The sequence below is a fragment of the Rhizobium sp. NFR03 genome (assembly GCF_900111275.1).
Classification (GTDB): domain Bacteria; phylum Pseudomonadota; class Alphaproteobacteria; order Rhizobiales; family Rhizobiaceae; genus Ferranicluibacter.
Window position 1 is genome coordinate 321281 of the sequence record NZ_FOGR01000003.1, and the last position, 19391, is coordinate 340671.

The 19391-nt window shown below is 61.0% G+C and carries 16 protein-coding genes; all 16 read right to left on the bottom strand.

Features of this window, described 5'->3' with window-relative positions:
- Nucleotides 1-50: 50 nt before the first annotated feature.
- The 16 genes from BSG19_RS11285 to nuoF all read right to left on the bottom strand — a co-directional run bounded on the left by BSG19_RS11285 (nt 51) and on the right by nuoF (nt 19103).
- Complete coding sequence (locus tag BSG19_RS11285) at nt 51-737, bottom strand: ABC transporter ATP-binding protein (RefSeq protein WP_092987870.1); 687 nt, start codon at nt 735-737, stop codon at nt 51-53.
- A 13-nt stretch (nt 738-750) separates the two neighbouring features.
- Nucleotides 751-2139 (bottom strand): lipoprotein-releasing ABC transporter permease subunit, encoded by a 1389-nt coding sequence (locus BSG19_RS11290; protein ID WP_244529206.1) that lies wholly within the window; start codon nt 2137-2139, stop codon nt 751-753.
- 9 nt (nt 2140-2148) lie between these two features.
- Entirely contained in the window at nt 2149-3477 is a 1329-nt protein-coding gene (gene proS, locus BSG19_RS11295; protein ID WP_092987872.1) for a proline--tRNA ligase, read from the bottom strand.
- 765 nt (nt 3478-4242) lie between these two features.
- Nucleotides 4243-4512, bottom strand: coding sequence for a DUF1467 family protein (locus BSG19_RS11300; RefSeq protein ID WP_092987874.1), 270 nt, complete (start codon nt 4510-4512; stop codon nt 4243-4245).
- Between the two features lie 133 nt (nt 4513-4645).
- Nucleotides 4646-6316, bottom strand: a complete 1671-nt coding sequence (locus BSG19_RS11305) for a ribonuclease J (protein ID WP_092987876.1) — start codon at nt 6314-6316, stop codon at nt 4646-4648.
- A 19-nt stretch (nt 6317-6335) separates the two neighbouring features.
- Nucleotides 6336-7076: a biotin--[acetyl-CoA-carboxylase] ligase gene (locus tag BSG19_RS11310; protein ID WP_092987878.1), complete on the bottom strand. Its 741-nt coding sequence runs from the start codon at nt 7074-7076 to the stop codon at nt 6336-6338.
- Nucleotides 7077-7099: 23 nt separating this feature from the next.
- A complete protein-coding gene (nuoN, locus tag BSG19_RS11315) occupies nt 7100-8539 on the bottom strand; it encodes an NADH-quinone oxidoreductase subunit NuoN (protein ID WP_092987880.1) in 1440 nt (479 codons plus the stop codon).
- A gap of 18 nt (nt 8540-8557) precedes the next feature.
- Entirely contained in the window at nt 8558-10069 is a 1512-nt protein-coding gene (locus tag BSG19_RS11320) for an NADH-quinone oxidoreductase subunit M (protein ID WP_092987882.1), read from the bottom strand.
- Nucleotides 10069-12066, bottom strand: coding sequence for an NADH-quinone oxidoreductase subunit L (nuoL, locus tag BSG19_RS11325; protein WP_092987884.1), 1998 nt, complete (start codon nt 12064-12066; stop codon nt 10069-10071). Before nuoL ends, BSG19_RS11320 begins: the two co-directional genes overlap by 1 nt.
- A 6-nt stretch (nt 12067-12072) precedes the next feature.
- A complete protein-coding gene (nuoK, locus tag BSG19_RS11330) occupies nt 12073-12381 on the bottom strand; it encodes an NADH-quinone oxidoreductase subunit NuoK (protein WP_062468393.1) in 309 nt (102 codons plus the stop codon).
- 29 nt (nt 12382-12410) lie between these two features.
- The gene (locus BSG19_RS11335) at nt 12411-13025 is read right to left on the bottom strand and encodes an NADH-quinone oxidoreductase subunit J (protein WP_092988458.1); all 615 of its coding nucleotides are present in this window, start codon (nt 13023-13025) and stop codon (nt 12411-12413) included.
- Nucleotides 13026-13168: 143 nt separating this feature from the next.
- Nucleotides 13169-13660: an NADH-quinone oxidoreductase subunit NuoI gene (gene nuoI, locus BSG19_RS11340; RefSeq protein WP_062468397.1), complete on the bottom strand. Its 492-nt coding sequence runs from the start codon at nt 13658-13660 to the stop codon at nt 13169-13171.
- A gap of 64 nt (nt 13661-13724) precedes the next feature.
- Nucleotides 13725-14768, bottom strand: a complete 1044-nt coding sequence (gene nuoH / locus BSG19_RS11345; protein ID WP_092987886.1) for an NADH-quinone oxidoreductase subunit NuoH — start codon at nt 14766-14768, stop codon at nt 13725-13727.
- 20 nt (nt 14769-14788) lie between these two features.
- A complete protein-coding gene (gene nuoG, locus BSG19_RS11350; RefSeq protein ID WP_092988459.1) occupies nt 14789-16870 on the bottom strand; it encodes an NADH-quinone oxidoreductase subunit NuoG in 2082 nt (693 codons plus the stop codon).
- Nucleotides 16871-17059: 189 nt separating this feature from the next.
- Nucleotides 17060-17794 (bottom strand): NADH:ubiquinone oxidoreductase, encoded by a 735-nt coding sequence (locus tag BSG19_RS11355; RefSeq protein WP_139274756.1) that lies wholly within the window; start codon nt 17792-17794, stop codon nt 17060-17062.
- A 4-nt stretch (nt 17795-17798) separates the two neighbouring features.
- A complete protein-coding gene (nuoF, locus tag BSG19_RS11360; RefSeq protein ID WP_092987890.1) occupies nt 17799-19103 on the bottom strand; it encodes an NADH-quinone oxidoreductase subunit NuoF in 1305 nt (434 codons plus the stop codon).
- Between the last annotated feature and the right edge of the window lie 288 nt (nt 19104-19391).

Sequence of the window (19391 nt, forward strand, 5' to 3'; positions counted from 1 at the left end):
CGTGCCCTTCTTTCAGGACGAGGATCAGAAGGAGGCGATGACGCCAAGCATCAGGCGAGTTCGACGACCTTGCCGTCCTGAAGCGTGATGCGACGGTCCATCTTGGAAGCCAGATCGTAATTGTGCGTCGCGATCATCGCGGCCAGGCCGGATTGCTTGACGAGGGCCTTCAGCGCCTCGAAGACATAACCGGCCGTCTCGGGATCGAGGTTGCCGGTCGGCTCGTCGGCCAGGAGCACGAAAGGCGCATTGGCGACCGCCCGGGCGATCGCCACGCGCTGCTGCTCACCACCCGACAGCTCCGACGGACGATGATCGGCGCGGTGACCGATGCGCATATAATCGAGCAACGCCGAGGCGCGTTCGCGCGCCTCCTTCTTCGAGAGGCCGGCGATGAGCTGCGGCATCATGATGTTTTCCACGGCTGTGAATTCCGGCAGCAGATGGTGGAACTGGTAGACGAAGCCGATCTCGTTCCGGCGGATGGCTGTTCGCTCGGGATCACTGAGCGAGCCGCATGCCCGACCGTTGATCGAGACCTCACCGGCATCCGGGCGCTCCAACAGGCCGGCCAGATGCAGAAGAGTCGATTTGCCGGTGCCCGATGGCGCGACGAGTGCGACCGTCTGCCCGCCGAGAAGACGGAAGTCGGCGCCCTTCAGGATCGAGAGCGCCTGTTCGCCCTGACTGTAGTGGCGCTCGACGCCGGAAAGCTCTAGTGCCACGCGAGGGGCCATCATATCGTTCCTGTCACTCGTAACGCAGCGCCTGGACGGGATCCAGTCGGGAGGCCCGCCATGCGGGGAAGATGGTTGCCAGGAACGACAGTCCGATGGCCATGCCGACGACCGCGACGGTCTCGCCGAGATTCATATCGGCGGGCAGCTGGCTGAGGAAATAGAGCTCCGGGTTGAAGATCGTCGTGCCCGAGATCCATGAGAAGAACTGGCGGATCGATTCGATATTCAGGCACACGACAACACCCAGCCCCACACCCGCCAGCGTGCCGACGATGCCGATGGCCGCACCCGTCATGAAGAAGATGCGCATGACCGCGCCGGAGGACGCGCCCATGGTGCGTAGAATGGCGATGTCGCTGCCCTTGTCCTTCACCAGCATGATCAGGCCCGACACGATATTCAGCGCCGCAACCAGAACGATCAGGGTCAGGATCATGAACATGACGTTGCGCTCGACCTGAAGCGCCGAGAAGAAGGTCTTGTTGCGGTCTCGCCAGTCGCTGATCAGCACCTGCCTCTGGGCGGCGTCTTCCACAGGCTGGCGCAGGCTGTCGACGAGATCCGGCTTCTCCACGAAGAGCTCGATCGACTGCGCGATGCCCTCGGCATTGAAGTAGAGCTGCGCCTCCTCCAGCGGCATGAAGATGATCGACGCGTCATATTCCGACATGCCGATCTCGAAGATCGCGGACACGGTATAGGACTTCACGCGCGGATTGACGCCCATGGGCGTCACATCGCCTTCCGGCGCCACCAGCGTGATCGTGCTGCCGGCCTGGAGGCCGAGCTGGTCGGCCATGCGCGAGCCGATGGCGACGCCGCCGCCCGTCGCATAACCGGTCAGATCGCCTGATTTCAGGTGATCGGAGATCGACTTCATCTTCACGAGATCATCGGCGCGCACGCCGCGCACGAGCGCGCCGGTGCCCGCCCCGCCGGGACCGGAAGCCAGCGTCTGCCCCTCGATCATCGGGATCGCCATGGTGACGCCCTTGATGCCGGAGAAGCGCGTCGCCAGATCGGCGTAGTTGTCGAGCGGGCCATCCAGCGGCTGCACGATCATGTGGCCGTTGATGCCCAGAATACGGGAGATGAGTTCCGTCCGGAACCCGTTCATCACCGCCATGACGATGATGAGCGTGGCGACACCGAGCATGATGCCGATGAAGGAGAAACCGGCAATGACGGAGATGAACGCTTCCTTGCGGCGCGAGCGCAGATAGCGCCATGCGACCAGCCGCTCGAAGGTCGAAAACGGACGGCTGGAAGCAGCCTTCGACGGCTTTTCACCGGACGGCGTTTCCTTCGGCGGTGCGCCCTTCGAGGCTGTCTTCAGTCCGGCCTTGGGCGGCGTCGCCGATGCCTTTGCCGGTTTCGGGTCCGTGGAAGGGGCGCTCATGCCTTGTCCTTATTTCGCAGCGGTCAGCTTGTTGATCGCAGCTTCGATGGTCATGGTCTCGCGCGCACCGGTCTTGCGGTCCTTCAGCTCGACCTCGCCAGCCGCAACTGCGCGGGGCCCGGCGATGATCTGCGTGGGCACGCCGATGAGATCAGCCGTTGCGAACTTGGTGCCTGCGCGGTCGTCGGTATCGTCGTAGAGCGTATCGATACCCGCCTTTGAAAGCGCGGCGTAGATCGTCTCGCAGGCAGCATCGCAGGCGGCGTCGCCAGCCTTCATATTGATGATGACAGCATCGAATGGCGCAACGGAAGCCGGCCAGATAATGCCGTTCTCGTCATGCGACGCTTCGATGATCGCAGGCACGAGGCGCGTCGGCCCGATACCGTAGGAACCCATGTGAACCAGATGTTCCTTGCCGTCGGGGCCCTGGACCTTGGCGCCCATCGGCTCGGAGTATTTCGTACCGAAATAGAAGATGTGACCGACCTCGATGCCGCGAGCCGACAGGCGCTCGCCTTCGGGGATCGCGTCAAACGCCGCCTCGTCATGCATTTCCGATGTCGCGGCGTAAACAGACGTCCACTGGTCGAAGACGGCCTGCAGAGCGGCGACGTCATCGAAATCCGTCGTTTCAGGGGGAATATCGAAGTTTACGAAATCACGGTGACTGAACACTTCGGACTCGCCTGTATCGGCAAGAATGATGAACTCATGGCTGAGATCGCCACCGATCGGACCGGTATCGGCACGCATGGGAATGGCACGCAGGCCGAGCCGCGAAAAGGTGCGCAGATAGGCGGTGAACATCTTGCGATAGGAATGCTCGGCACCTTCCTTCGTCAGGTCGAAGGAGTAGGCGTCCTTCATGAGGAACTCGCGCGAGCGCATGGTGCCGAAGCGCGGACGGATCTCGTCACGGAACTTCAGCTGGATATGATAGAGGTTCAGCGGCAGGTTCTTGTAAGACTTGACCGAGGAGCGGAAGATGTCGGTGATCATCTCCTCGTTGGTCGGGCCATAGAGCATGGGGCGCTCCTGGCGGTCCTTGATGCGCAGCATTTCCTTGCCGTAGTCGTCGTAGCGCCCGCTTTCCTGCCACAGCTCCGCCGACTGCAGCGTCGGCATGGACAGTTCGATGGCGCCGGCGCGGTTTTGCTCCTGGCGAATGATACCATTGACCTTGTCGAGCACGCGCTTGCCGAGCGGCAACCAGGAATAGATGCCCTGGCTCTGCTGGCGGATCATGCCCGCGCGCAACATCAGGCGATGCGAAACGATCTCCGCTTCCTTGGGGTTTTCCTTCAGGATCGGCATGAAATAGCGGGACAGACGCATGAACAGGTTCCGGAGTGGCGCCTTCCGTCTAAGCACGGATTCGGGCGAAATGAGGTTTGCTTACGGCTTCTGCCTTGCGCGGAGCCGTATGGACGAACGGCGGGCGAGGCGATCCGATCTCTCGAATCCAGCAACACCCACGCTGGAGGTCTTAAACGCTTCGAGACGGGATGAAAACCCATGCGGGTCGCGGTGTATCATGAGCCTGCGCCATCACCACCAGCCTTGCTTCTGCGACAGATCGAAGCAGGAAAAGGGAGCGTGAGTAACGGCAAATGACCTCTTCGTGTCAATGAATATTTTTTGCTCGACTGTAGCATAAATGCAAAAAAAGCTGATGACACTTGCGTCGATTTGGGTTAGTTTCAGCCCACAAAACAGGCAGGAAGATTAAATTCTTGTCGACGTCGCGGAAAAAGTCTTGGGAGGATCAGATCTTAGGCGCGGTCATACGCAGCCACCGGCAACGGTTACGGGTCACGCGATTGCTTAAAAAACAAGGCTTCCAGCCTTGTTTTTTTTTGGCTTTTCGCGATCAACTCCGCGGAGGAAATGGTCAGGCATCACGCGCTTGCCGATGCAAGCTGCCCGCTTATGCACACGACTAAGCATTTGCCAGTCTACTGAGCAATTGCCTTCCAGCTTAATGTATAGTGCTGATCGCATAAGCAGACTTCTGCTTCGGATCTCCCGCCCCCAAATCTCCCTCTCACACATCTCTCGTGAAACAGGGACTCGAGCTTTGATCGAAAATGGCGGCCTGCTTCAGTAAAATTTTGGAGCAAATTGCGGGATGGCATCAATCCCGTATCCGTAGCGAACAGAGAGGACATACCAGATGACGTGGATCACGGCTGCGAGGATCGTGGTCAGGCCGAAAATCCGCAATGCACGAAAACGAGCCGGTGCGCTTTCTACACTTCCCGGCACCACGTTGCTTTCCTCCGCCTGCGTCCGCAAGCCGATCGGCAGAACGATGAAGAGCGTCATCCACCAGATGATGAAGTAGATGGCAAAGACGGAAAAGAGCGGCATGACGACATCCCGGTTGAGGAGCTGTCCGCCTTATACGCTGTGGCGCGGCCGGCTGAAAGCCGGATGCAGATGAAAAGGCCTCCGGCGCTGCTGCGACGGAGGCCTTTGTGCGTTTACGCAAGGAAGCGTGGCGTCAGGACATACGGTTGATGAAGACGGTGACGACGGGCTTCTTGCCCCAGACATCGTTTGCCGTCCCACGAATGGCCCGGCGCACGGCCTCCTGCACCATGGCGAGGTCCTTCCGGCGCGCACGCGGAATGCTCTCGACCGCACCGAGAACCGCATCATAGAGCGTGTCGTTCATGTCCTCGCCCTCGTCGTCGAACTCGGGCAGACCGATTGGAACGACGATCGGATCGGATGCGAAGTCGTAGCGCGCATCGAGCACGACGTTGACAGAGACGTGACCGGCGAAGGATAGCTTGCGGCGGTCGCCGATGCCCATTTCCTGGAAGTCGCCGATCAGGCCGCCATCCTTGAAGATGCGGCCATGCGGCGCCTCACCGATCACCTGTGCCATACCGGGCGCAAGCCGCAGGATATCGCCGTTGCGAACACGCGGCACGTTCGGGATGCCCGACTGAAGACCAAGCTCCATCTGTCCGACGAGATGCGCCGCCTCCCCGTGCACCGGGACCAGCAGCTTCGGACGAATCCACTGATACATCTGCTTCAGTTCGTTGCGGCGGGGGTGGCCTGAAACATGCACGAGCGCATCGCTGTCCGTGACGATCAGGATGCCCTGCTCGATCAGACCGTTCTTGATCTCGTTGATGGCCTTCTCGTTACCGGGAATGGCCCGCGACGAGAAGACGACCGTATCGCCGGCCGAAAAGGCCACGTTGCGCATTTCGTCACGCGCGATCTTGGCCAACGCAGCACGCGGCTCGCCTTGACTGCCGGTCAGGATGACCACGACGCGATCACGCGGGATGAAGCCGAACTCGTCTTCGCTGATGAAGGGAGGGATGCCTTCCATAAGCCCGACATCGCGGGCAACCTGCACGACCCGCTTCATGGACGAGCCCATGAGCAGAACTTCGCGCCCGGCACCTGCGGCAGCCTTTGCAATCGAACGGATACGCCCGACGTTCGACGAGAAGGTGGTGATCGCAACGCGGCCTTCCGCAGCGCGAATGACCTTTTCGAGGCTGGCGGACACTTCCTCCTCGGACGGCGAAACGCCATCCCGCAGAGCATTGGTGGAATCGCACATCAGCGCCAGCACGCCCTCGTCACCAACGGCGGTAAAGCGGTCGCCATCCGTCAACGGTCCAAGCGACGGAGCGTGGTCGATCTTCCAGTCGCCCGTATGCACGAGATTACCGAGCGGTGTCCGAATAACGAGCGACATCGGCTCCGGGATCGAGTGGTTGACGCCGACGGCCTCGACCTCGAACGGACCGATCTGCACGCGGTCGCCCTGCTTGAAGATGGTGATCGGCACTTCGTTGCGGCTGCGCTCGTACTGGCGCTTCGCCTCCAGCATGCCGGCCGTGAAGGGCGAGGCATAGACCGGCACATTCAGGCCCGGCCAGAGGTCGGACAGCGCCCCGTAGTGATCTTCATGCGCATGCGTGATGACGATGCCCTTGAGGTTCTTCCGCTGATCCGCAAGGAAGCGGATATCGGGAAGCACGAGGTCGACACCCGGCAGATCCGGCCCGGGAAAAGTTACGCCGCAATCGACCATGATCCACTCGCGGTTGGCGGCGGGGCCGTAACCATAAAGCGCCAGGTTCATGCCGATTTCGCCGACGCCGCCAAGCGGCAGGAAAACCAGTTCGTTTTTCTCAGTCATCAGAGAATTATGCCTTGTATCATCCGAAAAAGACATCACCGGCGGCTATGTGCCGGCGCATGCCGTTTTCATCCGTGAGAATTAATCGGCCTGAGCCGTCGATATCGTCAAAACGTCCATGAAGGGACCGATCGGGAAGGTTGACCGTAATGGGACGACCGATGCCGACAGCATGTTGCCGCCAGCGCGCGATGATGTCGCCGATTCCGAGGCCGCCATTCCAGATGCCGAGTGTTTCGGCCATGGTCATGAAAAGATGTGCGAACAGTTCCTCCGGCGACGCCGAAGAGCCTTCGGCCCGCAAATTGGTCAGAGGGTAAAGCCCGTGGTCCGGCGCGCTCACCACGTTGATTCCGCAGCCGATGACGAGGGCATATCGTCCATCGGCAAGCCGCTCTCCTTCGAGCAGGATCCCGCAGGTCTTCTGGCCGCCGATCAGGATATCGTTCGGCCACTTGATCTCGGCCTGCCTGGCGCCTGCCGGCAGGACAGCCTGCATCGCATCGCGAACCGCAACGGCTACAGCGAGAGGCAACGACTGGATCATCTCCAGCGGCGCGGGGTCGATCAGAAGAAGCGATGAATAGAGGTTTCCGCCCTCGGAACTCCAGGAACGACCGCGCCGGCCGCGACCATCGGTCTGCCGGCCGGCTGTTATCCAGAGATTTCCCGGATCGCCTGCGCGCGCTCGCGCGAGGCATTCGGTGTTGGTGGAGCCCACCTCGTCCAGCGCGACGTGGCGGAAATCGTCAACGGACATGCGGGTGAGCCGGCTCGGGCCGCTCAAAAGAACGTCCGGGCAGCAGCCTCGGCCGCAGCACCGATCGGCCCGCCGACAATGACGTATCCGACGATGAAGAGACCGGAGAGACCGTAGACCAGTTTCAACGAACCCGATGGACGGGCGAACTCGCCAGCCGGCTCATCGAACCACATCAGCTTGATGACGCGCAGGTAGTAGTAGGCACCGACGACCGACGCGAGAACGCCGATGACGGCCAGCGCGTACAGCTTTGCTTCGATCGCCGCCATGAACACGAAGTATTTGGCGAAGAAACCGGCCAGCGGCGGGATGCCAGCAAGCGAGAACATCAGGATCGTCAGCACGACGGCCATGAAGGGGTTGGTCTGCGACAGGCCTGCGAGGTCGTCCACCTGCTCGACGTGATGACCTTCCTTGCGACGCATTGCGAGGATGCACGCAAAGGTGCCGAGCGTCATGACCATATAGATCAGCATGTAGAGCACGACGCCCCGCACACCAGCCATCGAACCTGCGGAGAGGCCGACCAGAGCATAGCCCATATGGCCGATGGACGAATAGGCCATCAGACGCTTCAGATTCTTCTGTCCGATCGCGGCGAACGAGCCGAGCACCATAGAGGCGATGGAGATAAAGACGATGATCTGCTGCCAATCGAGCTGGATGGGTTCGAATGCCGTCACGACGACACGGACCAGCATGGCGATGGCAGCGATCTTGGGAGCGCCGGCGAAGAACGCGGTAACCGGCGTCGGTGCACCCTCGTAGACGTCCGGGGTCCACATGTGGAACGGGACTGCCGAAATCTTGAAGGCGACACCAGCGAGCACGAAGACGAGGCCGAAGACCAGACCGAGCGAGCGACCGTCGGCCGACAAAGCCGCGGCGATTTCCACGAAGCCCGTATGGCCGGTGAAGCCATAGACCAGCGACATGCCGTAGAGCAGCATGCCGGAGGAAAGCGCACCGAGAACGAAGTATTTCAGGCCGGCTTCCGTCGAACGCAAATCGTCACGGTTCATCGCGGCGACGACGTAGGCTGCGAGCGACTGAAGTTCCAGGGCCATATAGAGCGACATCATGTCGTTGGCCGAGATCATCAGCAGCATGCCCAAGGTCGCGAGAACCACGAGCACCGGATACTCGAACCGGTCCAGACCGAAGATCTTCGCCTGTCCTGCCGACAGGAAGAGCGCGACGATGGATGCAAACAGCGTCAGCATCTTCATGAAGCGGGCGAAGGGATCGGCGACGAAGGCGCCGTTATAGGCGACCCCGTCCCCCGTGTTGCTCAGCAGAACGCCCGCAACCACCAGCACCGCGATCGCCAGCCACGTAACGAGGCCGGAGGATCGTTCGCCCGTGAACACGCCGATCATCAGCAGCGCGAGCGCACCGATGGCCAGCGTTACTTCGGGAAGCGACAGATGGAGACTAGCGACCAGAATATCAGCGTTCATGTTTTTCTCGCCCCGTCGTCAGTTTGCCGAGAGCGCAAGGGACTGCGCTGCCTGAACGGCGGTCGTGTAGTTATTGACCAGCACATCGACGGAAGCCGCCGTGGCATCGAAGACCGGCGCCGGATAGACGCCGAAGAAGATGGTGAGCACCGCGAGGGGATAGAGGATCACCTTTTCACGCGGCGACAGGTCGAGCAGAGCCTTCAGCTTCTCCTTCTCCAGCGCACCGAACATGACGCGGCGATAGAGCCAGAGCGCGTAGCAGGCCGAAAGAATGACGCCGGTCGTGGCGAAGAAGGCCACCCATGTATTGGCGCGGAAGGCGCCGAGCAGTGTCGTGATTTCCCCGACGAAGCCGGACGTACCGGGAAGACCGACGTTCGCCATCGTGAAGATCATGAAGATCACAGCGTATTTCGGCATATTGTTGACGAGACCACCATAGGCGGAGATCTCGCGGGTGTGAAGGCGATCGTAAACCACGCCGACGCAGAGGAAGAGCGCCGAGGAGACGATGCCGTGCGAGAGCATCTGGAAGATCGCGCCCTGCACGCCCTGCACGTTCGCAGCGAAGATACCCATGGTGACGTAACCCATGTGGGCGACGGACGAGTAGGCGATCAGCTTCTTGATGTCCTGCTGCATCATGGCGACCAGCGACGTGTAGATGATGGCGACAACGGACAGGGTGAAGACGAGCGGTGCGAACTGGTCGGAGGCCAGCGGGAACATGCCGAGAGAGATGCGGATCATGCCATAGCCACCGAGCTTCAGCATGACGCCGGCGAGGATAACGGACCCCGCCGTCGGCGCCTGAACGTGCGCATCCGGAAGCCAGGTGTGGACGGGCCACATTGGCATCTTGACCGCGAAGGCTGCGAAGCAGGCGAGCCAGAGCCAGGTCTGCATGCCGGCGGGGAAGCCGGCTTTGAGAAGCTCGACCATGTCGGTCGTACCGGTCTGCCAATACATCGCCATGATGGCGAGCATCATGAGGACCGAACCGAACAGCGTGTAGAGGAAGAACTTGTAGCTCGCATAGACGCGCTCCTTGCCACCCCAGACACCGATGATAACGAACATCGGAATCAGGGTCGCTTCGAAGAACACGTAGAAGAGCACGATATCGAGCGAGACGAACACGCCGGTCATGACCACCTGCAGCAGCAGGAAGGCGATCATGTAGGACTTGATGCGTTTTTCCACCGAGTGCCAGCTGGCCAGGACGCAGAAGGGCATCAGGAATGTCGTCAGGATGACGAACAGCATGGAGATGCCGTCCACGCCCAGATGATAGGATATGCCAGTGCCCAGCCAAGCGTGGCGCTCGACCATCTGGAAGCCCGGGTTCGCATTGTCGAACCCGGCCCAGATGAACAGAGACAGCAGGAAGGTGACAACCGTCGTCGCCAGCGAGATGTTGAGCACGTTGCGACGACCGGCGGCGCTGTCGTCACGCATCAGAAGCAGAAGCACAACGCCGACCAGCGGCAGGAAGGTGACCGCCGAGAGAATAGGCCAATCGGTCATCAGAAGGAGCTCCCGAGCATCATCCAGGTAACGAGCGCAGCGATGCCGATGAGCATCACGAACGCATAGTGATAAAGGTAACCGGTCTGCAGGCGAACCACGCCGCGCGTGACGTCCATAACCCGGGCCGCAACCCCGTTCGGACCGAAGCCGTCGATGACCCGACCGTCACCTTCCTTCCAGAGGAAGGTACCAAGGCGCTTGGCTGTACGCACGAACAGGAAGTCGTAAAGCTCGTCGAAGTACCACTTGTTCAAGAGGAACTGATACAGGCCGCGATGCTGGCGCGCCAGCGCCTTCGGCGTTTCCGGCGACTTGATGTAGAAATACCAGGCGGTCACGAAGCCGAGCACCATGGCGATGAACGGGCTGAGCGCGACGAGAGCCGGAACGTGATGGAATTCCTCCAGCAGCTCGTTCTCGGCGGATGTGAACAGTGCGCCCTGCCAGAACTCCGCATATTCGTGGCCGTAGAAGTAGCCTTCACCGAGAAAGCCGGCAACGACCGCGCCGAAGCCGAGAACGAACAGCGGCAGCAGCATGACCATCGGCGATTCATGCACATGATGCATGACCTCGTGGCTCGCGCGCGGCTTGCCGAAGAAGGTCAGGAACATCAGGCGCCACGAGTAGAAACTCGTGAACAGAGCGGCGATGACCAGCAGCGTGAAGGCGAAGCCCGAGAGAGGCGAATGCGATGCATAGGTCGCCTCAATGATCACGTCCTTGGAGAAGAAGCCAGCAAACCCGACCGGCGTGAAGGGAATGCCAACGCCGGTGATGGCCAGCGTTCCGATGAGCATCATCGCGAAGGTAATCTTGATGTGTGGACGCAGGCCGCCCATGTGGCGCATGTCCTGCTCGCCATCGACGGCATGGATGACCGACCCGGCGCACAGGAACAGAAGCGCCTTGAAGAAGGCGTGCGTGAAGAGGTGGAACACGGCTGCGCCATAGGCACCGACGCCGAGCGCGACGAACATGTAGCCAAGCTGCGAACATGTCGAATAGGCGATGACGCGCTTGATGTCGTTCTGGACAAGACCGACGGTTGCCGCGAAGAAGGCGGTGATCGCTCCGATCAGCGTTACGACCGTCAGGGCCGTCGGCGACAGTTCGAACACCGGCGACATGCGGGCAACGAGAAAGACGCCGGCCGTCACCATCGTCGCGGCATGGATGAGCGCCGAAACAGGGGTCGGGCCTTCCATGGCGTCGGGCAGCCACGTGTGCAGCAGAAACTGCGCCGACTTGCCCATGGCCCCCATGAAGAGCAGCAGCGCGACACCGGTGACCGCGTCCGCGCGATCGAGATGCATGCCGAACAGGGTAATGACCGGCTCGGCTGCATTCGCCGCACCTTCTGCCGGAAGGTAAGTCGCGGCAGTTGCAAAGATGGTTTCGAACGAGATCGAACCGAAGAGAACGAAGACACCGAAGATGCCGAGCGCGAAGCCGAAGTCACCGACGCGGTTGACGATGAACGCCTTCATGGCCGCAGCACTGGCCGACGGCTTCTTGTACCAGAAGCCGATGAGCAGATAGGACGCAAGACCCACGCCTTCCCAGCCGAAGAACATCTGCAGCAGGTTATCGGACGTCACCAGCATCAGCATGGCGAAGGTGAAGAGCGAGAGATAGGCGAAGAAGCGCGGGCGATGCGGATCGTGGTGCATGTATCCGATCGAATAGAGATGCACCAGGAACGACACGGTGTTGACGACGACGAACATGACAGCCGTCAGCGTATCGACGCGGAAGGCCCATTCGGTGTCGAAGTTACCGGACTGGATCCAGCGCATGACGGAGACCTTGATCATCTCCGTTTCGCCGAGACCGACATGGAAGAACACCACCCAGGACAGGACGGCGACGACGGCCATGAGGCCGGTCGTGACATATTCGGACGCCTTGGCGCCGATCTTCGCACCGAAGAGGCCCGCGATCAGGAAGCCGATGAGCGGCAGGAAGACGACGGCTTTGATGATGGTATCCATGGCCGATCAGCCCTTCATCATGTTGACGTCTTCGACCGCGATGGAGCCGCGGTTACGATAGAAGACGACGAGAATTGCAAGACCGATGGCAGCTTCCGCCGCGGCGACCGTCAGAATGAACAGCGCGAACACCTGGCCGGTGATGTCGTTGAGGAACGACGAGAAGGCGACCATGTTGATGTTGACCGCGAGCAGGATGAGTTCCACCGACATCAGGATGACGATGATGTTCTTGCGGTTGAGGAAGATGCCGAAGACGCCCAGCGTGAACAGGATGGCGCTGACGGTCAGATAGTGGGAAATACCGATTTCCATGATGTGTGTCCTTGACCTTCAGTACCGGCTCAGAGCCCCTGCCCCGGCTTGACCTTGACCACCTCGACGGCGGTGGCGGGAACGCGGGCGACCTGCTGGGAGATGTTCTGGCGCTTGATGTTGGGGCGATGGCGCAGCGTGAGCACGATCGCGCCGATCATGGCGACGAACAGCACGAGGCCGGCAATCTGGAAGTAGTAGATGTAATGGGTGTAGATGACGTCGCCGAGGGCGGCGGTATTGGTTCGGTCGGTCACGGCCGGGATAGGCATCGACACGGTCTTTGCAATCTCCGGAGAAAAGGTGCTGCCGGCAACGACGATGATCAACTCGGCGGCGAGGATCAAACCGACCAGAGCGCCCACCGGCGCATAGTCGAGCACGCCCGAACGAAGCTGCTTGAAGTCGATGTCGAGCATCATCACGACGAAGAGGAAGAGAACCGCAACGGCGCCGATATAGACGACGAGCAGGATCATTGCGAGGAATTCGGCCCCCGTCAGCAGGAACAGACCCGCCGAGTTGAAGAAGCACAGGATGAGGAACAGGACCGAGTAAACCGGGTTCCTGGCCGAGATCACCATGAACGCCGATGCGACGGCGATGAAGGCGAAGAGATAGAAGAATAGAGTCTGCAGACCCATGACCGGTGCCTTTTTCGTCTTCCCCGGAACGATGTGCCTTTGCGCAGACCGTTCCTGGCCGACCGGAGAGGTCCGGTCGGCACCCAAATTTCCAGTTTATCGCCGCCCGGGCGGGCGACACTTCGCCGAGAGGCGCCGTAACCTCAGCGGTACGGCGAGTCCATACCGATGTTGCGGGCGATTTCGCGCTCCCAGCGATCGCCGTTCGAAAGAAGGCGTTCCTTATCGTAGTAAAGCTCTTCGCGCGTCTCGGTGGCGAATTCGAAATTCGGCCCCTCGACGATGGCATCGACTGGGCAGGCCTCCTGGCAGAAGCCGCAATAGATGCACTTCACCATGTCGATGTCGTAACGCACCGTACGGCGCGTGCCGTCGTTACGGCGCGGGCCGGCTTCGATGGTGATGGCCTGGGCGGGACAGATCGCCTCGCACAGCTTGCAGGCGATGCAGCGCTCTTCCCCGTTCGGGTAGCGACGCAGCGCATGCTCCCCACGGAAACGCGGGCTGATCGGGCCTTTTTCGAACGGGTAGTTCAGTGTCGCCTTCGGTGCGAAGAAATAGCGCATCGACAGGAAGAACGCGCCGACGAACTCCTTGAGGAACAGCGATCTGACGGCTTGCGAAATGGCGGCCATCATTTACCTCCGAATGAGCTGGCCTGGGAGACGCCAGCGACTGTCACGAAGCTCCGGACGGGCATCAGGCCCATCCACCGAGCTTCAGCGTGATTGCAACGATAAAGACCATGACGAGCGACAGCGGAAGAAAAACCTTCCAGCCAAGACGCATCAGCTGGTCGTAGCGATAACGCGGCACGAATGCCTTGACCATCGCGAACATGAAGAACACCAGCGAAGCCTTCAGCACGAACCAGATGATACCGGGAACCCAGTTGAGGAACCAGACGTCAACCGGAGGCAACCAGCCACCGAGGAAGAGGATCGTGGTGAGCGCGCACATCAGGCAGATGGCAGCGTACTCGCCGAGCATGAACATCATATACGGGGTCGAACCATATTCGACCATGAAGCCGGCCACGAGTTCGGATTCGGCTTCGACAAGATCGAAGGGCGGCCGGTTCGTTTCGGCAAGCGCCGAGATGAAGAAGACGATGAACATCGGGAACAGCGGCAGCCAGTACCAGTCGAGGAACGAGCCTGGAAGACCCATCATCGTGCCGAGGCCGTCACGCTGCGAATTGACGATATCCGTCAGGTTCAGCGAGCCGACGCAGAGCAGCACGGTGACGATGACGAAACCGATTGACACTTCATAGGACACCATCTGCGCGGCGGAGCGCAGGGCAGACAGGAACGGGTACTTTGAATTCGACGCCCAGCCGCCCATGATGACGCCATAGACTTCGAGCGAAGAGATGGCGAGCACGTAGAGAATGCCGACATTGATATTTGCCATGACCCAGTTGTCGTTCAGCGGAACGACGGCCCAGGCCGCGAGCGCCAGCGTCACCGACACCAGCGGGGCAAGCAGGAAGAGAACCTTGTTCGCGCCGGCGGGAATGACCGGCTCCTTGACGACGAACTTCAAAAGGTCGGCGAAGGACTGGAAAAGTCCGAAGGGGCCCACCACGTTGGGTCCACGGCGCATCTGCACTGCCGCCCAGATCTTGCGGTCTGCCAGCAGGATATAGGCGATGAAGATCAGGAGGGCGACCAGCAGCAGAAGCGACTGGCCGATCATGATGGCCGCCGGCCAGACGTAGGTCGAAAGAAAACCGTCCATGGTGCCTTATTCTCCCGCGCTTATTCCGCTGCCGCTTTGAAGTTGCTGCGTGCCAGCGCCGAACATTCGGCCATGACCGCGGAAGCGCGCGCTATCGGGTTCGTCAAATAGAAGTCTTTCACCGGAGACGCAAACACGGATTTGGTCATCTCACCGGCTTTTTGTGCAAGTGCGGCAATTTCGCCGTCAACTGCCTCGGCGATCATGTCGACATCGCCGAAATGAGGGAATTCCGCCACCAGATTGCGCCGGAGATCGGTCAGCGAATCGAAGGGCAGCTTCTTGCCGAGGACGTCGGACAAGGCCCGCAGGATGGCCCAGTCCTCGCGGGCTTCGCCCGGCGCGAAGCCGGCACGATTGCCCATCTGGACGCGGCCTTCGGTGTTGACCCAAATGCCGGACTTCTCGGTGTAGGTCGCACCGGGAAGAATGACATCTGCACCATGCGCGCCATTGTCGCCATGCGAGCCGATATAAACCGTGAAGCCGCTCATGCGGGTTGCCAGATCGATCTCGTCGGCACCCAGCAGGAACAGCACGTCCGTGCCCGTCACCATCTCGTGCGCCGTCTTGCCATTCGCACCCGGCACGAAGCCGAGGTCGAGGCCGCCGACACGTGCTGCCGCCGTATGAAGCACGGCAAAGCCGTTCCAGCCTTCGGAAACAGCACCGATCGCGCCCGCAAGCTTAGCAGCGGAAGCGAGAACAGACGCGCCACCTTCGCCGATAAGTGCGCCCTGCCCGATGATGATCATCGGACGCTCGGCCTTCGTCAGCACCTCATAGAAGCTTCCACGGCCGGCGAGCAGTTCGCCGAGCGAGTCCGTGCCTGCGCCGAGGTAGTCATAGGAATAGCGCAGTTCGGCCGCTTCGCCGATGACGCCAATCGGGAATTTTCCCATCCGGAAGCGCTTGCGGATACGGGCGTTCAGCACAGACGCTTCGAACCGGGGATTTGCACCGATGATCAGCAGCGCGTCAGCGTTTTCAATGCCCTGGATCGTGGGATTGAAGAGATAGCTTGAACGGCCGAGCGAGGGATCGAGCGCTGCGCCATCCTGGCGGCAGTCGATATTTGCGGAACCGAGCGCCGTCATCAGGCTCTTCAGCGCGTACATCTCCTCGACGGATGCGAGATCGCCCGCAATCGCGCCGATTCGCTCGCCGCTCGTTCCCGCCACCGCAGCCTTGATGGCCGCGAACGCCTCACCCCAGCTGGCGGGCTGCAGACGGCCGTCTTTCTTCACATAGGGGCGATCGAGCCGCTGGGTCTTCAGGCCATCCCAGATGAAGCGGGTCTTGTCGGAGATCCACTCCTCGTTGATCTCTTCGTTGATGCGCGGCATCACGCGCATGACTTCGCGACCGCGCGTATCCACACGGATAGCCGAACCAACGGCGTCCATGACGTCGATCGACTCGGTCTTGCCGAGTTCCCACGGACGAGCGTTGAACGCGTAGGGCTTGGACGTCAGCGCGCCGACCGGGCACAGATCGACAACATTGCCCTGAAGTTCCGACGTCATCGCCTGCTCGAGATAGGTCGTGATCTCGGCATCTTCACCGCGACCGATGAGGCCCAGTTCCGCAATGCCGGCGACCTCGGTCGTGAAGCGAACGCAACGCGTGCAGTGAATGCAGCGGTTCATGACCGTCTTCACAAGCGGACCGATATACTTGTCCTCGACCGCACGCTTGTTCTCGTTGTAGCGAGTCGAATCGACGCCGAAGGCCATCGCCTGGTCCTGCAGGTCGCATTCGCCGCCCTGATCGCAGATCGGGCAGTCCAGCGGATGGTTGATCAGCAGGAATTCCATGACGCCTTCGCGGGCCTTCTTGACCATCGGGGTGTTCGTGAAGACTTCCGGCGTTTCTCCATTCGGGCCGGGGCGCAGGTCACGCACGCCCATGGCGCAGGAGGCAGCCGGCTTTGGCGGCCCCCCCTTCACCTCGATCAGACACATGCGACAATTGCCGGCAACCGACAGCCGCTCGTGGAAACAGAAGCGCGGAACCTCGGCGCCGGCTTCCTCGCATGCCTGAAGCAGCGTGAAATGATCCGGGACTTCGATCTCTTTTCCGTCGACTTTCAGCTTTGCCATCTTCGCACTCAATCCTGTCTTCTTCCGCCGGTCTTCAAGCGACGGATCGATCGTCAAAGGGCCTTAGCGGCCCAATCTGTCCCGAGGCCATCGGCCTCGATCATCCATGCGGGTCAGAGCCCTGATGCGCGACCGCTTGCAGAAGCTCCTGCTTCTATCTCAGGGTCACCCGCCGTCCGGCGTCCGTTCTCAACTCTTGGCGAGAACCTTGGCCTGTTCAACCCAGCGGTCCCTTACGATCCGACCACTCACATTCAGTTCCCGGTCAAACCGGGCAATGTCGTTCTCGTCCCAAGCCGCGATCTCGCTGAACCGCGTGACCTCGAAACTCTTAAGGACCTGCTCGAGCTTCGGACCAATGCCCGAGATCTTCTTCAGGTCGTCAGCCACCTTGCCCCGCCGGACGCGTACCGGCTTTGCCGCCGGGCGCTTCTCGTTTGCGGTTCGCGGAGTTGTCTCGGCAACAGCCGCCGACGCACGTTCCATGACGGCAGCCGTCGCTTCAGCAGCGGCCGCATTGATCGATGTTACCGGCTCGACAGGAAGCCCAGCGTCCGTTTCCGGCGCAGCTTCATCGGCAATACCGGGCTCAACCGCTCTGCCCGGTGCGCCTTCCGCTTTTCCAGCAGATTCCGTCCCGTGCCCCGCCTGACGCTCTGCCTCGGCGGTGGCCGCTGCCTTCTGCGCTGCTTCCATGAAGCCCTGCATCGCACCGAGCATGAAGCCTGCAAAATGGCTTGCCATTCCAAAACCCATCGCTGCTGCCGCTGCAACCGAAGCCGTCGGGTGCTGCATCAGCGGAGGCAAGGGCGGACCGCCCTCCTTTGTCCAGCCAGCAAATCCCGCAGGATCGCCCTTAGACGACGAAGGGCTCTGCTCACATGCGGGTCCGGCCTGCTCATCGTCGTACGGCGACGTTGTCATTCATTTACTCCGCAGCTTGCAGAACGGCGCCATGCGAGGAGGCGTTGCGCGTGTATTCATCGATACGGGCTTCCATCTCGGGGCGGAAGTTACGGATCAGGCCCTGGATCGGCCATGCGGCCGCATCGCCGAGTGCGCAGATCGTGTGCCCCTCGACCTGCTTCGTCACATCGAACAGCATGTCGATTTCCCGCTTCTGGGCGCGACCCTGAACCATGCGCTCCATGACGCGCATCATCCAGCCCGTGCCTTCGCGGCAGGGCGTGCACTGGCCGCAGCTCTCGTGCTTGTAAAATGCTGCAAGGCGCCAGATAGCCTTGATGATATCCGTCGAACGATCCATCACGATGATGGCGGCCGTTCCGAACGACGATTTCACGTCGCGCATCCCATCGAAGTCCATCGGAGCATCGATGATGTGTTCGGCCTTGACCACGGGACAGGACGAGCCGCCGGGAATAACGGCAAGAAGATTATCCCAGCCGCCGCGTACGCCGCCGCAATGCCGTTCGATCATCTCGCGGAACGGCGTTCCCATCGCGTCTTCGAAGGTGCAGGGCTTGTTGACATGGCCGGAAACCATGAACAGCTTCGTACCGACATTGTTCGGGCGGCCGATCGACGAGAACCAGCCCGCGCCGCGACGAAGGATCGTCGGTGCGACAGCGATCGACTCGACGTTGTTCACCGTCGTCGGGCAGCCATAAAGGCCCATATTGGCCGGGAACGGCGGCTTGAGGCGCGGCTGGCCCTTTTTGCCTTCCAGGCTTTCGAGCAGCGCAGTTTCCTCACCGCAGATATAGGCTCCGGCACCATGGTGGACGAAGATCTCCATGTCCCAGCCGAGCTTGTTGTTCGCGCCGAGAAGACCCGCATCATAGCATTCGTCGATGGCAGCCTGCAGAGCCTCGCGCTCGCGCATGTACTCGCCGCGAACGTAGATATACGCCGCGTGCGCGCCCATGGCGAAGCTGGCGATAACGCAGCCTTCGATCAGCGTGTGCGGATCGTGACGCATGATGTCACGGTCCTTGCAGGTGCCGGGTTCGGATTCGTCGGCATTCACGACGAGGTAGTGCGGGCGACCGTCACTCTCCTTCGGCATGAAGGACCACTTGAGGCCCGTCGGGAAGCCAGCGCCACCGCGACCGCGCAGACCGGACGCCTTCATCTCGTTGATGATCCAGTCGCGACCTTTTTCCAGGATCTGCTTGGTGCCGTCCCAGTGGCCGCGCGACATAGCGCCCTTCAGCGACTTGTCGTGAAGGCCGTAGAGATTGGTGAAGATGCGATCTTTATCGTCAAGCATGGCTCAGTCCGCCGATTCTTCGAGAATGTGGATCCGCCGTCAAGCGGGTCAGTCCTTGCGTCCATTCTTCGGGCTGCCGTCTTTGCCTCTTGGCACCGGTCGCCGGCGGCTGCCGATCGTTCCGGTGTACAAGGCTTCGCAGCCCGTGGCCAGAGCAACCGTGCGCCGAAACGAGGCGCAACGGTGCCCGACCGTCATATCATTTTCCCTCAGGCGCCGGCTTCCCGGCACCAGCCGTCAGGTCGGTCTTTTCGCCGCCCTCCGGCGTATCGACCGTTGCGGCGTCCT